Raw genomic sequence first — 14,678 nt, forward strand, 5'->3', positions numbered from 1 at the left:
GAGTGGTTCAGGAAAACGCGCGCGTCGGGCGGTCAAACACCCGACGACCAAGCGCCGAGGCGGCCAGATCGACCATCACTTGCGCGGTGCGCCCGCGATCATCGAGAAACGGGTTCAGCTCGACCAGATCAAGCGAGGTCATCAGACCGCTGTCGCTGATCATTTCCATCACCAGATGCGCCTCGCGGATGGTGGCGCCGCCGGGCACGGTAGTCCCGACCGCCGGGGCAAACGAGGGGTCAAGGAAATCCACGTCCAGCGAGACATGCAGCGCGCCACCCTCCGCCGCGACATCGTCAAGGAATGCCGCCAAGGGCGCGGCAATGCCCTGCTCGTCAATCGCGCGCATGTCGTGATAGCGGATATCGCTTTGCTGAAGTGCCTCGCGTTCGGCCATATCGACCGAGCGCAGGCCGAGAATGCAGATGTTGTCTTGCGCAACCGGGTGGTTGACCTCGGGAAAGCCGTAAAACCCCTCGCGCCCGGTCACATAGCCCAAGGGCGTGCCATGCAGGTTGCCCGAGGCGGTCGATTGCGGCGTGTGAAAATCGCTATGGGCATCGAGCCAGAGCACGAATTGTGGCCGACCCGTCGCTGCGGCATGGGCGGCCACACCGGCGACCGAGCCAAGAGACAGGCTGTGATCGCCGCCAAGGAAGATCGGCAGACCCTGCGCCATGGCCACCTGGCCGGCCTGCATGAGCGTGGCGGTCCAGCCTGCGGTTTCGATTGCGGCAAAGACATGGCCCGGCAATTTCGGGTCAAGCTCTGCCGGGGCAGGGCTGAGATTGCCCATATCCTGTACCTCATGCCCGAGGTCCGACAGGGCTTCGGCAAGGCCGGCGGTACGATAGGCATCGGGGCCCATAAGGCAACCGCGACGATTTTTGCCGCTATCAACAGGCGCGCCAACCAGAATGCAGGTCTGTGTGGTCATGACAAATCTCTTTCATTTACGGGTCAGTCGCAACATCCTGCCAATTCGGGTTGATTTATAGCCGCTATTTTGCGCTAATCGGCAGGAGTTTGAACAAAGTGAATGGGAAAACTTTCGAAATGGACGATATTGACCGCAAGTTGATTTCCGCGCTGCGCCATGATGCGCGGGCCTCGCTTTCGGATCTTGCGCTTGGGCTTGGGGTGTCGCGCACCACGGTGCGGGGCCGGATCGAACGGTTGCGTCAGCGCGGCGAGATTGTCGGCTTCAGCGTCGTTCTGCGCGGCGATACGGCGCGCGATCCGGTGCGCGGGCTTATGATGCTTGGTATCGAGGGGCGCGGCGCGGATCGCATCATCCGCCAGCTGAACGGGCTAAGTGCTGTGCGTGCGACCCATACCACCAACGGTCGCTGGGATGTGATCGTCGAGGTTGGCACGCCGACCCTGGAAGAGCTTGATCAGGTGCTGGGGCAGATCCGCCGGTTCGACGGGATCGCCCATTCCGAAACCAGCCTTCTGCTCAACACCCGCAAATCGGGCAGCTAGAGCATGTTGCTCAAAAGTGGGAACCGGTTTTGAGATTCTCGAACATGCGAAATCAATACGTTAGAGGCTGTCGCGTGAATTCGAATGAACGCGACAGCCCCTAACCGCGCCGGATCGCCAAAATCCAGACCCCGGCCAGCCCGAGCGACACAATCGCGTTCCAGCTTGCCATCGACAGGGTCAACATCTCCCACGGCACCTCGTCACAGCGCACAAGTGGGGCGGCCATGATCTGGGCCAGAAGATCGTCGGTGGACAGGCGTGCCGCATCGCCTGCGGTGCAGGTGGTCGGGCCCTCCCACCAGCCGCGTTCGACCCCGGTGTGGTAAAATCCGATCCCGGCGGTCGCAAAGGCCGCCAGCATACCGCCAACCACCATCACGCGCGGCGCCACCAAAAGCGCCAGCACACCAAAGCCAATCGCGATCACATGCGGCCAGCGTTGCCAGATGCACAGCTTGCAGGGTGCCATATCGCCCAGATGCTGAAAGGCGAGCGCGCCAAGCATCATCAAGGCAGAACCGCCTGCCGCCAAAAGGATCAAGGTACGTTGGGACGGAAGGATCATAGGTGCCTCGCCAGGTAAAAGCCGCCAAACAGCAGGACCACAAAGACAATGCTCAATATGCCAAGGCGGCGCTCGATGAAATCGCGGATCGGTTCGCCAAACCGGCGCAACAGCGCCGCGAGAATAAAGAACCGCAGGCCGCGCGCAAGGATCGAGGTGGCGACGAAGGTGACAAGCGGCATGCCTGTGACGCCGGACATGATCGTGATCACCTTATAGGGAAAGGGCGTGACCCCGGCGGTCAGCACCGCCCAAAAGCCGAAATCGTTGAACCGGATGCGGAACGCCTCGATCGCGTCGCCCTTGCCAAGCGCCTCAAGGATCGGTCGGCCAAGCTCCTGATAGGCAAGCGCGCCGATGGCATAGCCCAACAGGCCGCCAATGACCGAAGCCACGAGCGCCACACCGGCAATCAGCCAGGCGCGGGACGGGCGCGCAAGGATCATTGGAATGATCAGCACGTCCGGCGGGATCGGAAAGACCGAGCTTTCAATGAACGACACGGCCGCAAGCACCCAAAGCGCGTGTGGATGCTCTGCCATGCGCAGGGTCCAGTCATAAAGGCGCTTTATCATCGCGGCGATCTTTCCCTTGATTGACCGCGAGACAACACGCAGGGCGGGTGGGGTCAAGGCCCTCGGGGGGCAGCGGGCGCAAAAACGATGCAAAAACCCCGATAGGGCACTGGACGCCGGGCGCGGGCTTCGCTAGAGAGTCGCCCGTGCCCAAGTGGCGGAATGGTAGACGCAGGGGATTCAAAATCCCCCGCCCTAACGGGCGTGCCGGTTCGAGTCCGGCCTTGGGTACCAACCTGCGTTTGCAGGGATTTCCGTGGATTTTTCGATGGTATCGCTATTTTGCGTTGCCCCCGGATTGTCATACCGGGCGCCGGCTGGGTGGCGTGCGACCTCTCTTTGCGATTCGTTTGCCGAGCGTTTCCTGTTTCGCAACGTCCACAGCCAGGTGGCCGATGGCCACCTCATCTGGACCCGAGGTTTGCACTATTTCATGGAGACTTCAAAAGATCCTTCTGCGAACAGCCTGCGAGGTCGGGCCTTGCTCTGTCGACGGTTGAGGCCCGGCGGGCTCGTGGGCATCCTCTTGCCCTCACCACATTTCGCGAAAAAGTGATCACGACGCGGTCGCAAGTTGCGAATCATTCTAATGTCCTGCATTTCGCCGGTCGTTTGTTTCCATTTTGTAAACTATGACCGCCGAAGTTAAGGATTGATCCATCTTTTAAGGTTGAGCCGTTAAGGATGTGGTCAAAATATGGCGTAAGTTTGCGCGGACGTCGGACGGTTCAAACTCAGAAACAAATTCACGTTTAAAGTGTGCTTTTGACCCTTGAGCCTGTGATAATTGCCGGGAAAACAGGCGTTTTAACGAAAATTAAGGGCTATTTTTGGAAACAATACCGACGTGACGATAAATCAAATTAGCCGCAAAACCCGATTCTAGCTTGATTTCAAACATCATTCTGACGCGTTCCGAACAAAATTCCCTTTGGAGTTCTCGTTCCATTCGGTAAAACAGAGTTAGCCCAACTGGGGGGCGATGTCTGTAGGTCGTGGGGGCGACCGCACAATTTACGCATCATCTGATGCGGCAAGAGGTGCGTTCGCTGAGTTGTTGATAACAACGCATGAATGGCACGTGGTGTGGGTTGAACTCCGACACCCGATATTGTCGATCTTCGACAATCTCCCTCTTGTATTTCAGTTGTGCAGGTCGCCGTGCGCCAACACATCGTCGGCAATGGGATATTTGTTGTAACGACCAGGGCACGGGTGTGTCTGCGTGTCATAGGAGAAGAACATGCCGATTAATAAAGTGGAAGGCGATAACGCCGCGAACCGGATTGATCTTGATTATGCTGCCGATGTTGAAGGTGATCGGATCGACAACAACGATGCGGCAGACGGCTCCAACGACGATGTGGTTGACGGGTTTGGCGGCGATGACACAATTCTGTCGGAACAGGGCAACGACACGGTCTATGCCGGGTCCGGCAATGACCTCGTCGACGGCGGCGCGGGCAATGATGTCATATTTGGTGATAGTTCCAGCCCCGATGCCGGTGCGCGCGAAAGCTTTGAATGGGACCTCGCACCCGATCCCGATGATGCCGCCCCGATCGACAACGGCGATCCGATCAGCGGGTTCACCCAGAACACCGGCACAGTGGATGTCACCTTTTCGCAACTGGCAGCCACCGGCCCGAGCAGCACCGATTTTGCGGACAACCCGCAAAACGTGGATGGCATCGACACCGATGGCGCCCCGGCTGACCCCAACAGCTCGCTTGCCGTCGATCTAGAGAGCGAGCGGACCTTTACCGACATTAAGCTGGCGTTTTCCGATGGGGTCGAGAATATTTCCTTCCGGATTAACGATCTGGATGGCGACGAGAATATCCGGGTCTTTGCGTTCGACGAATTCGACAACCTCGTTCCCGTCGAACTGACCCCCGGCGCCGCGGTGGTTTCACCTGGGTCTGACGTGGCAGAGGGCACCCACAGCAGTGCAACGCTGGCCGATGATGATGCTGACAATTCGGTTCTGGTCGATATTCCGGGTCCGGCTGTTTCGCTGGTGATCCGCTATGCCGAATCCGGCCCCGATAGCGACGGAATCAACGTGACCGACGTCTATTTCGACGCCCCCGGCGGCGCCATCGACACCGGCGCGCCCGGCGACGACACCCTGATCGGCGGTGACGGCGATGACACCCTGTTTGGCGAAGCGGGCGACGATGTTCTGATCGGCGGCGCAGGCGCGGATTCGATCGAGGGCGGCGATGGCAACGACACCATTTCGGGCGGCGAGGGCGCGGATGTTTTGCTGGGGGGGGCCGATGCGGATGTCTTCCTTGATGTTGGTGCCGGTGACACGATTGATGGCGGCACGGGTGTCACCACGGGTGAGGATTTCGATACGCTAGACCTCCGAGGTTTGGGGCGGCTTCGCGTGGTTGACGAAACCGTCGATCCTGACGGCGATTCGACCAGCGGTACTGTCGAGTTTCTTGGGGCCGATGATGCGGTAACCGGCTCTCTTGAGTTCCGTGAAATCGAGAATCTGATCCCCTGTTTCACGCCCGGCACGGTGATTGCAACGCCGCGTGGTGAAAAGCTTGTCGAAGAGTTGCAGGTTGGCGATCGGATCATCACCCGCGACAATGGTCTTCAAGAAATCCGCTGGATCGGAAACCGCGCGCTTGGCGGTCAGGATCTGATCAAGTCTCCGCATCTCAAGCCGGTTCTGATCCGGGCGGGGGCCTTGGGCCATGGTTTGCCAGAGCGTGACATGCTGGTCAGCCCGCAGCACCGGATCCTGCTCAACAACGAACGTGCAGCGCTTTACTTTGAAGAGCGCGAAGTTCTGGCGGCGGCGAAACACCTGACCGGTCTGGACGGTGTGGATACGGTGGAAAGCAGCGGCACGACCTATATTCACTTCATGTTCGATCAACACGAAGTGGTTCTGTCGAACGGCGCCTGGACCGAAAGCTTCCAGCCTGGCGAACAGGTTCTGGATGGCATGGGCAGCGAACAGCGCGATGAAATCTATGACCTGTTCCCGGAACTGCGCGATGTCAAAGGCCTTGAGGCCTATCAGGCGGCGCGGCGCTCTCTCAAGCGGCACGAAGCACAGTTGCTGGTTAAATAAGTCACCCGGTTTGCAGCCGGCTTGCCCATCCCCTTTGGGGGGTGGGTTTGCCAGAAATCGGTTGCGGGGGCTGACCCGGTTTCAAATTCGTGAGCAATCCCGGTCACTGGCCGGGATTGTTTCCATTTCAGAGGTAACAAAAAGCTAACGCCCGCTGCCTGCCCGCCATGCGGCCCAGGCCTCGGGGGTATCGAGATCGGTCGTGGCATGGGTGCCGGGTAGCATGACCTGCATCACCGGCTCAGCGCGCAGGATGTCACGCGCACCCTGATCGCCCGTCAGACGTTTGAGCGCGGGGAAAAGGCTGGCCGGAAAAATCACCGGATGACCGGCTTTGCCGTCGGCATCTGTCGCGCGGTAAATGTTTTTGAAATCAAACGCCTGAAGCATCATCTTAAGGTCGCTCACCTCTAGGTCCGGCATATCGGCCAGAACCACCATTAGCCCACCCGCCCGGCGGCGTGCAGCCCAGTCAGCCCCCCGCCGGATCGAGGCGGCCAGGCCTTCAGCCGCGTCGGGCACCTCTTGAAGATGCAGGCGCTGATCGGTGATCCCGGCAAGCGCCGCGCGCCGCGCCGGTCGGTCCGGGGGCAAGGTCACCGATAGGTCACAACGGGTTTGCAGCGCCATCAAAACCTGTCGACGCAAAAGGGGCAGGCCGTCCACCGGTTCCAACAGCTTGTCACGTGGCGCCATCCGCGAGGACGCGCCGGCGGCGGGAATAAGCAGCAGGATTTCGGGCATCTCGGTTCCCTTCAGGTGCGCGCCCTAGCGGATCATGTTCATCCGAATCTTGAGCCCGCGCCGCGCCTCTTGCGGCAGATGCCGGTTAAGATGGCGGTTGATCAGGCCAAAACAGGTGATCACCCCAAGTGTCAGCAGGATGAAGTAGCCGGCGAGAATCGGGTAGGGCACGAAGGGATTGAAGGTCTTGTCGGCGAAGTATTTCGCGTAATAGAGCGCATCACCGCGCTGTTGCCAGACCGGAAATCCGGAAAAGAACACCAGCGTCGTGGCGTGAAACAGAAAGATCGCCTCATTCGTATAGGCAGGCCAGGCAAGCCGCAGCATGGTCGGCCAGATGATCCGGCGAAACCGTTTCATGCCGGAAAATCCATAGGCATCGGCCGCCTCGACATCGCCCTTGGGAATCGAGCGCAGCGCGCCATAAAAGATCTCGCCGGAATAGGCGGCGGTGTTGAGAAACAGCACGATCAACGCCCCAAGCCAGGCCGAGGTCAGCACGCCAAAGAACGGGCTGACCGACTTGAGCGAGAGAAAGAAGAAATAGGCGAAAAAGAACTGGATAAACAGCGGCGAGCCGCGAAACACAAAGATGAACCACTCGGAGGGTTTGCGCAAAAGCGGATTGGGCGAGGCCTTGCCAAGTGCCACGGCAGTGGCCAGTGCAAAACCGGTCAAAAGCGCAAGCGCACCGAAGTAGAAATTCCAGATCATGCCCGACCCGATCAGGGTCATCTGGTCACAGAGCGTGAAATTATCCCGTGGCAACAGCCGTTCACCTATGCCGATGCTGCGCAGGGCGTAATCCTGAATGGTCTGCAAACAGCTCATGCCGCGGCCTTTCTCTGGGCTTCGCCGCCGGTGGTGGCCTGTCCGTGGCTGAGTTTCATCATCAGCTTTTCAAGGTACACCTCGGAGATGCGGGTAAAGCCGAGATAGAACACCATCAGCCCAAGAAAATACCACATCCGCCAATCGCCATGTGGGTACTCGGTAAAGCGCGGATTTGCCGTACCGCCAAGTTCGCGCGCCCAATAGACGATATCCTCGACCCCGAGCAGGAACAGCAGCGGCGTCGCCTTGATCAGCACCATCCACAGATTGCTTAAACCGGGCAGGGCATAGACCCACATTTGCGGCACAAGAATGCGCCAAAAGCTTTGGCGGCGGGTCATGCCATAGGCCTCGGCGGTTTCCATTTGCGCGCGCGGCACGGCGCGCATGGCGCCGAACAGGACATTGGCCGCAAAGGCACCGAACACGATGGCAAAGGTCAGAACCGCAAGGAAAAACCCATAGGTTTCATGCACCCATTGCGGCGAGGTTCCAAGCGGAAGCTTGGCCGCCTGACAGACCACGAAATCATTGCCCTGACGTACCGGTTGATCCCAATCCGGACAGAGCACCTGATGGCGCATCCATTCAAAGCCCTGATCAAGGGCAATCACGAAAAACAGGAAAAAGGCGATGTCGGGCACGCCGCGCACCACCGAAATATAGGATTTACCGAACCAGCGGATCGGCAACAGATGCGAGCGCGCCGCCATCGCCCCGCCAAAGCCAAAGGCCAATGCCGTCGGGGCGGTGATCGCCAGAAGCAACAAAACCGTCGCGACCGCATAATAAAGCTGCATATGCTTTGTGGTTGTCAAATAACACGACAACCAATTCAGCCCCTCAAGGGCCGCCGGATCAGAGCAGTATGAAAACATTGCGTCTGGCCTTATCGGGAAAGGGCGGGGCCGGTGATGGCCCCGCCGGGGGCGTTGATCAGAAGGTGACGCCGATGTCCCATTTTTCGATCAGGGCGTTCAGCGAGCCGTCGTCTTTCATCGACTGGATCGCTTTATTAAACGTCTCTTTCAGCTCGGTATCGCTTTCGCGAAGGCCAAGACCGATGCCGCCGCCGATAAGTTCCATTTTCTCAAGCATTTCAAGGCCCTGATCCTCTTCGGCGATGGGAAGAAGATAGGCGCGGTCGGCCAGAACCGCGTCGGCCTCGCCATTGCGCACGGCGGCAACGGTTTCTTCTGGGGTGGCATATTCCACCAGGGTGGCACCGCTTGAGGCAACAAACGAGGCCTGAATCGTGCCGGTCTGGGCCGCGATGACGGCGGAATTCAGGTCAATATCCGCCGAGGTGGCAATATAGGCTGACGGATCTGGCAGAGTATAGTTTTGCGTGAAATCAATGACTTCGTCGCGCTCATCGGTAATCGACATGCCAGCAATGATGACGTCATAGTTGCCCGACACGAGGTTGGGAATGATGCTGTCCCAGTCGTTGGTGACCCATTCACAGGTCAGCGAGGCGCGCTTGCAAAGCTCGTCGCCAAGCTCGCGTTCAAAGCCATCAACCTCGCCTTTGTCGTTGATGAAGTTATAGGGGGGGTAGGCGCCCTCGGTGCCAAGACGGACAGTTTCGGCCATCGCGAAACCAGTGGTCAGCGCGAGGGCTGCGGTGGTCAGCATAAGTTTTTTCATGTGAGTTCTCCCTTGGTTGGTATGTTCCCCTCAGCTCGGATTTGTTGAGCTGAGGAATTGTTGCAGGCGCTCGGATTTCGGGGCGCCAAAAAGTGTTTCGGGCGGGCCTTGTTCTTCGATCAGCCCTTGGTGCAGAAACACCACGTGGTCGCTGACATCAGCGGCCATTTTCATGTCATGCGTGACGATCATCATGGTGCGGCCCTCGTTGGCCAGATCACGGATTACGCGTATCACCTCTTGTTCAAGCTCGGGGTCAAGCGCGCTTGTGGGTTCGTCAAACAACAACGCCTCGGGCTCCATGCACAGCGCGCGGGCAATTGCGGCGCGTTGTTGCTGGCCGCCGGAAAGTTGCGCGGGAAAAACATCGCATTTGTCACCGATCCCGACCTTGTCGAGATATTTGCGCGCAATGGGCTCAACCTCGGCACGGTTACGCCCCAGAACCGTCACCGGGGCCTCCATCACATTTTGCAGGATGGTCATATGCGCCCAGAGGTTAAACTGTTGAAAAACCATCGAAAGATTTGTACGGATGCGCAGCACCTGCGCGGGGTCAGCAGGATGGCGGCCAAGGCCCTCGCCGCGCCATGTCACCGGCTCGCCCTTGAACAGGATCTCGCCCTGCTGGCTGTCTTCCAGAAGGTTGGCACAGCGCAGAACCGTCGATTTGCCCGACCCGGAAGAGCCGATCAGCGCAACCACATCGCCCTTGCGCGCGGTGATCGAAACGCCCTTGATGACCTCAAGCGACCCATAGGCCTTGTGCAGGTTGCTGATTTCAAGGACCGGTGTCGCGTCAGGCAAGGCGAGGTTCCGTTTCGGTTAGGTGTTCAGGTCAGGTGTTAATAGGGCCGAAAAAATGGGCCAATGCAACGTGCAAAACGATTGATTTCACTGGTGAAGCGCCAGAATGGCGCAGGTTACGCTCAATTCGGCGGTGGCGGTGCCGGATTGGGCTGTGCCAGATAGGCCTCGGGCTCGATCCGGGTCAGATCGCGTATCCCAAGGGTTGTGCGGTCGGCCTCTGAGAGACCGCGAAGACCTGCCTTGAGCGCGTCAAACAGCGGCGCCGGATCACGCCCAAGCGCGGTGATATAGGGCAGGGCCGGCGTTGGCGGCGTGCGCGCCAGCACCCGAAGCGAAGCGGCGAAGCGATCATAGCGCGCCATCATCTGCCAGCTTAGCGCATCAAGCGCGGCGATATCGGCGCGGTTTTCGGCCACGGCGCGGGCCGAAGCGCGGTGCGCGCCGCTTTGCGTGGGCGCGGAAAAGCTAAAGCCATGTGCCGCGGCATAGGTCTGGGGAGCGGCCCAGCCCGATTGCGACAGCGCCTCGTTATAGGCAAAGCGCGCCGTGGCAAACGCGCCCGGCGTTTCGCGCGGATCATCGGCGCGCACGACAAAGACGCTGTAATACTGCCCCGGCGGGCAATCGGGCAGATCAAGCACCGGCGTGCCCACAAGCGCGACATGCCCATGCAGGCGCGCGCGATAGGGATAGCCACAGGTTTGCGACAGGATAAGGTCGGGGCTTTGCCAATGGTCCCAGACATCGCCGCCGCGGGTCAAATGATCCGGGCCATAGCCCAGATGCGTGTGCACCGCTTGCCAGAGCCGGTCATTGGCCGCGCGCGTCTCAACGCGGTCATACATCGGCAGGCTTGCGATCATGCGGGCGGTGTCATCCTCTGGCGCGCCATCGCACTATCGAGATCGGTGACGCCCAGAAGGTTTGCCACAAGCCGCAAAAGCGCATCCTCACCGGCCTCGCGCACGCCATCGGCGAGGGCGACCTGCCAGAGGGCCTCGATCACGCCAAGGCGGTCCTCATAGGGCACGGCATCCTTGATGGCGCGGGTAAAGCGCACGGTGTCGGGGGCCTCGGCCTCAAGGTATTCGGCCTGTTGGCGCAGGGCCTCGGCATCGGGTTTCGACAGGCCATAGCGCGTGGCGATGATCCGGGTGATGCGGATGATTTCATCGGCGGCATAATCGCCATCGCTGCGCGCGACGCGCACCAAAAGCGCCGAGAGGGCCAGCCGTGCATCCGCATCGGCCAGAGGTTCCGGGGCTGGCTGTACCAGCTTTTTTAGAAATTCGCCAAACATGCCACAGGTATAGGGCGCAAGACCGGTCAGGCCAATGCCTTTTTAGCTGTTTTCGGCAAGGGCGCGGGCGGTGTCGCTATCGCCGTGACTTAGGCCCATCGCCTCGCGGGCGACATCAAGCACCTGCAATTCTTCGGGCTGGCTTGCGCCATCGGATAACACCACCTCCCACAGCGCCTCAAGCGCGTTGACGCGCGCCTCGATGCTGACGGTTTCGCGGATCAGATGGGCAAAGCGGGCGGTATCGGGCGCGGCATGTTCCAGCTTTTCACAGGTGGCGCGCATCTTGGCCGCCTCGATCGGCTTGAGCCCGTAAAGCCGCGCCAAGAGTCGGTCAATGCGTTTGATTTCAGACACCTCGTAATGATGGTCGGACTTGGCCACACGCACCATCAGGGCGCCAAGCGCAAGTTTCTCATCCGGCTCGGGCAGGGGGGCCGGTTTGGGGGCGGAAAAGGCGTGCAGAATTCTGGTAATCATGATCGCAGGCTAGCGCCGTTTTCTGCGCCGCCCAAGAAAATTCTTGATCCCGGCCGAAACGATTTCGGCGTTTCCAATCCAGGGCTCGGGCGAAGGTCGCAAAGGTGTCACATTTGCTCCCAAGAAAACACGTTTTGTCCGGGCAAATCTGGCAACACGTGATTTCAAGGCAGACGGAGCGTTTGATGCCCCCCCGCGATACATTTAACTGGTCGGACACGTCCGAGGTTGCTCATTTGGCACAAGTGCGCGCGCTGTCCCCGGATGATCTGCGCGCGATGATCAGGACCTATGACTGGTCCCACTACCCGGAAGCGGTGCTGGGCTGGGCGATGGCACAAAAGGGCATTGATCTTTGCTCTGCCATGGTCGCGTTTTTCAACGGCGAGCCGGAGCGTTTCAATTACATGCCCAAACATCACGTTCCAGAGGCTTATCGCGGCGCGGCGCGGGTGCTTGACAACATTTGCTTGCGGATCAACAGCGGGTTCTACCTTATCTATCCCGGCGAAGACACAGAGTGTCGCGATACGCTGATGAAATGGCTGGAGTATCAGAACAGCGACCGCAAAGAGGGGCGCCGCGGGCGCTGGATTCTGGACGAGCGCATTCTTGAACCGATGCTGAAAGACGCGCTGCGGCTCGACCGCGCGTCAGAGGCGGATCGCTATCAAAAGCCAAGCCTCTGGCGTGACCTGCTCAGCCCGATCCTGTCGCTTGGCGTTGACCGGCGCCTGTTGAAACACAAACCTCCGCGCGGCTGAGCCTAGACAAGCCGTGAGGTTTCAATCGCCGCACGCACGAAATCGGCAAAAAGCGGATGGGGTGCGAAGGGTTTGGATTTCAACTCGGGGTGGAACTGTACCCCGATGAACCAGGGGTGGTCCGCCCATTCAACGATTTCAGGCAGCCGCCCATCGGGGGACATGCCGGAAAAATGCAGGCCGACTTCTTCAAGCTTGGCGCGATACTTGGTGTCCACCTCATAGCGGTGGCGGTGGCGTTCCTCGATCGATAGCGCGCCATAAACCTCGGCCACTTTCGATCCCTTCACAAGGGTGGCATCATACGCCCCGAGGCGCATCGTGCCGCCTTTGTCGTCCGAGACCTTGCGCTTGACCTTTTCGTTGCCCTGCACCCATTCCTTGAGGTGATAGACCACCGGTTCGAACCGCTTTTTACCGGCCTCGTGATCGAATTCCTCTGATCCCGCGTCCGGCAGGCCCGCGACGTTGCGCGCCGCCTCGATCACGGCCATTTGCATGCCAAGGCAGATGCCAAGATAGGGGATCTTGCGGGTGCGGGCGAATTCGGCCGCCTTGATCTTGCCCTCGGTGCCGCGCTCGCCAAAGCCGCCGGGTACAAGGATGGCATGAAACCCTTCGAGATGCGGCGCGGGATCTTCGGTGTCGAACACCTCGGCATCGACCCATTGCACGTTGACCTTGACCCGGTTGGCCATTCCACCATGGGTCAGCGCCTCTTTGATCGACTTGTAGGCATCCTCAAGCTGGATGTATTTGCCGACAATGGCGACATTCACCTCACCATCGGTGTTATGGGTGCGATCGAACACATCCTGCCAGATCGTAAGGTCGGGCTTGGGCGCGGGCGAGATATCAAAGGCGTCAAGCACCGCCTGATCAAGCCCCTCGCGGTGATAGGCCAGCGGCGCCTCGTAGATGGATTTGAGATCATAGGCGGCCACCACGGCGTCTTTGCGCACATTGCAAAACAGCGCGATCTTTTCGCGTTCCTTTTCCGGGATCGGATGCTCGGACCGGCAGACAAGGATATCGGGCGCGATGCCGATGGATTGCAGCTCTTTCACCGAATGCTGGGTCGGCTTGGTCTTGAGCTCGCCACTGGCGGCGAGATAGGGCAACAGGGTGAGATGCATGAAAATGCATTGCCCGCGCGGCTTGTCATGGCTGAACTGGCGGATCGCCTCGAAGAACGGCAGGCCCTCGATATCGCCCACGGTGCCGCCGATCTCGCAGAGCATGAAATCAACCTCGTCATCGCCGATCTTGAGGAACTCCTTGATCTCGTTGGTGACATGCGGGACCACTTGAATGGTCTTGCCAAGATAATCACCCCGCCGCTCGCGCTCCAGCACGTTGGAATATATCCGCCCCGAGCTTACGGAATCGGTCAACCTGGCGGGCACGCCGGTGAAACGCTCGTAATGGCCAAGATCAAGATCGGTCTCGGCGCCATCGTCGGTCACGAAGACCTCGCCATGCTCAAACGGGCTCATCGTGCCGGGATCAACGTTAAGGTAGGGATCAAGCTTGCGCAGCCGCACCGAAAATCCGCGCGCCTGAAGCAGCGCCCCGAGGGCCGCAGAGGCAAGCCCCTTGCCAAGGGATGAAACAACGCCGCCGGTAATGAAAATATAACGTGCCATGCGCCTGGCGCCCCCCGTGATTTCGTCTGTGTGATATGCGGTAAAGCGCCCAGTCCGGTCCCAAAAGACCGAGGCATCACGGGGCTCAACCCTTATAGGATTCGCAACAATAGCGCAAGCCAACCGCAAGATGCTGTTGCGGTGTGGCTTTTGCCATCAATTCTTTGTGGTTAGTCGGCGGTCGGTGTTAGCGGTGCCGTGTCGCCACTTGACGGCGGCAAAAGCGTGTCCGCATCAGGCAGGGCAGGTGTGCTTGCGGCGGGGGCGGGCGGTGCGTCTGTCAGACGGTCAAGCACCGACACCCCGGCGGCGTTCTGCGCGGCGATGATGGTCAGCGTGATCGAGGTCACGATAAAGGCCGCGGCCAATATCCAGGTAATCTTGCCAAGCGCTGTGGCCGCCGAACGCCCGCTGACGGCCCCGCCACCGCCGCCCATGCCCAGACCGCCCCCTTCAGAGCGTTGCAAAAGCACGACGCCAATCAGCGCGAGTGCCAGAAGGAGATGGATGGTAAGGACGACGTTTTCCATGAAGCACGGGCCTATAAGTTTGCTTGGTCAGGCGCTATCTATGCAATTCCGCCAGCCCCCGCAACCCGGCAATGTCGATGACTGGGGTGTTGGCGGAGGCCGAGTGCGATTTTGTGACCTGCGCGTGTCGGCATGGCAATCTTAGAAGCATGGATAAAAACGGAGTGGAGGGGCGGCTCTGCGGAACAAAGCGTG

At 59.7% G+C, this 14,678-nt stretch carries 16 protein-coding genes and 1 tRNA gene; 4 read left to right on the forward strand and 13 right to left on the reverse strand.

Translation table 11 applies throughout. The features are described from left to right. Positions 1-7 precede the first annotated feature (7 nt). The gene (gene rocF, locus BMZ91_RS00860; RefSeq protein ID WP_092833331.1) at positions 8-937 is read right to left on the reverse strand and encodes an arginase; all 930 of its coding nucleotides are present in this window, start codon (positions 935-937) and stop codon (positions 8-10) included. 119 nt (positions 938-1,056) lie between these two features. On the opposite strand from rocF, the gene BMZ91_RS00865 reads away from it, so the two are divergent. Then, positions 1,057-1,485 carry an Lrp/AsnC family transcriptional regulator gene (locus BMZ91_RS00865; protein WP_092833623.1) on the forward strand — a complete coding sequence of 143 codons (429 nt, stop codon included), beginning with the start codon at positions 1,057-1,059 and terminating at the stop codon, positions 1,483-1,485. Positions 1,486-1,585: 100 nt separating this feature from the next. Here BMZ91_RS00865 and BMZ91_RS00870 read toward each other — a convergent pair whose 3' ends face one another. Beyond that, the gene (locus tag BMZ91_RS00870; protein ID WP_092833333.1) at positions 1,586-2,053 is read right to left on the reverse strand and encodes a disulfide bond formation protein B; all 468 of its coding nucleotides are present in this window, start codon (positions 2,051-2,053) and stop codon (positions 1,586-1,588) included. Next, positions 2,050-2,628, reverse strand: a complete 579-nt coding sequence (locus BMZ91_RS00875; RefSeq protein ID WP_092833625.1) for a YqaA family protein — start codon at positions 2,626-2,628, stop codon at positions 2,050-2,052. Before BMZ91_RS00875 ends, BMZ91_RS00870 begins: the two co-directional genes overlap by 4 nt. A 148-nt stretch (positions 2,629-2,776) precedes the next feature. Here BMZ91_RS00875 and BMZ91_RS00880 point away from each other — a divergent pair. Next, a tRNA-Leu gene (locus tag BMZ91_RS00880) sits at positions 2,777-2,862 on the forward strand. A 1,009-nt stretch (positions 2,863-3,871) separates the two neighbouring features. Continuing rightward, positions 3,872-5,725, forward strand: coding sequence for a Hint domain-containing protein (locus tag BMZ91_RS00885; RefSeq protein ID WP_092833335.1), 1,854 nt, complete (start codon positions 3,872-3,874; stop codon positions 5,723-5,725). A 144-nt stretch (positions 5,726-5,869) separates the two neighbouring features. On the opposite strand, the gene BMZ91_RS00890 is transcribed toward BMZ91_RS00885, so the two are convergent. From BMZ91_RS00890 to BMZ91_RS00925, 8 genes are all read right to left on the reverse strand, one after another. Further along, entirely contained in the window at positions 5,870-6,469 is a 600-nt protein-coding gene (locus BMZ91_RS00890; RefSeq protein ID WP_092833337.1) for a nucleotidyltransferase family protein, read from the reverse strand. A 24-nt stretch (positions 6,470-6,493) separates the two neighbouring features. Further along, positions 6,494-7,300, reverse strand: a complete 807-nt coding sequence (locus BMZ91_RS00895) for an ABC transporter permease (protein WP_092833339.1) — start codon at positions 7,298-7,300, stop codon at positions 6,494-6,496. Then, positions 7,297-8,181 carry an ABC transporter permease gene (locus BMZ91_RS00900; protein ID WP_092833341.1) on the reverse strand — a complete coding sequence of 295 codons (885 nt, stop codon included), beginning with the start codon at positions 8,179-8,181 and terminating at the stop codon, positions 7,297-7,299. Before BMZ91_RS00900 ends, BMZ91_RS00895 begins: the two co-directional genes overlap by 4 nt. A 58-nt stretch (positions 8,182-8,239) precedes the next feature. Next, a complete protein-coding gene (locus BMZ91_RS00905) occupies positions 8,240-8,953 on the reverse strand; it encodes a transporter substrate-binding domain-containing protein (protein ID WP_092833343.1) in 714 nt (237 codons plus the stop codon). Between the two features lie 30 nt (positions 8,954-8,983). Beyond that, positions 8,984-9,760, reverse strand: a complete 777-nt coding sequence (locus tag BMZ91_RS00910) for an ABC transporter ATP-binding protein (RefSeq protein ID WP_092833345.1) — start codon at positions 9,758-9,760, stop codon at positions 8,984-8,986. Between the two features lie 122 nt (positions 9,761-9,882). Continuing rightward, positions 9,883-10,626 (reverse strand): phosphate/phosphite/phosphonate ABC transporter substrate-binding protein, encoded by a 744-nt coding sequence (locus BMZ91_RS00915; protein ID WP_092833347.1) that lies wholly within the window; start codon positions 10,624-10,626, stop codon positions 9,883-9,885. Beyond that, positions 10,623-11,063, reverse strand: a complete 441-nt coding sequence (locus BMZ91_RS00920) for a tellurite resistance TerB family protein (RefSeq protein WP_092833349.1) — start codon at positions 11,061-11,063, stop codon at positions 10,623-10,625. The genes BMZ91_RS00915 and BMZ91_RS00920 overlap by 4 nt, the downstream gene beginning before the upstream one ends. A 42-nt stretch (positions 11,064-11,105) precedes the next feature. Then, positions 11,106-11,543, reverse strand: coding sequence for a tellurite resistance TerB family protein (locus tag BMZ91_RS00925; protein ID WP_092833351.1), 438 nt, complete (start codon positions 11,541-11,543; stop codon positions 11,106-11,108). Positions 11,544-11,728: 185 nt separating this feature from the next. Between BMZ91_RS00925 and BMZ91_RS00930 the strand changes: the two genes are divergently transcribed. Continuing rightward, complete coding sequence (locus BMZ91_RS00930) at positions 11,729-12,307, forward strand: hypothetical protein (RefSeq protein WP_092833353.1); 579 nt, start codon at positions 11,729-11,731, stop codon at positions 12,305-12,307. A 2-nt stretch (positions 12,308-12,309) separates the two neighbouring features. On the opposite strand, the gene BMZ91_RS00935 is transcribed toward BMZ91_RS00930, so the two are convergent. Continuing rightward, the gene (locus BMZ91_RS00935; protein WP_092833355.1) at positions 12,310-13,953 is read right to left on the reverse strand and encodes a CTP synthase; all 1,644 of its coding nucleotides are present in this window, start codon (positions 13,951-13,953) and stop codon (positions 12,310-12,312) included. A 170-nt stretch (positions 13,954-14,123) separates the two neighbouring features. After that, positions 14,124-14,483 carry a preprotein translocase subunit SecG gene (secG, locus tag BMZ91_RS00940; RefSeq protein ID WP_092833357.1) on the reverse strand — a complete coding sequence of 120 codons (360 nt, stop codon included), beginning with the start codon at positions 14,481-14,483 and terminating at the stop codon, positions 14,124-14,126. Between the last annotated feature and the right edge of the window lie 195 nt (positions 14,484-14,678).

The organism is Roseovarius lutimaris, assembly GCF_900115165.1.
Lineage (GTDB): Bacteria > Pseudomonadota > Alphaproteobacteria > Rhodobacterales > Rhodobacteraceae > Roseovarius > Roseovarius lutimaris.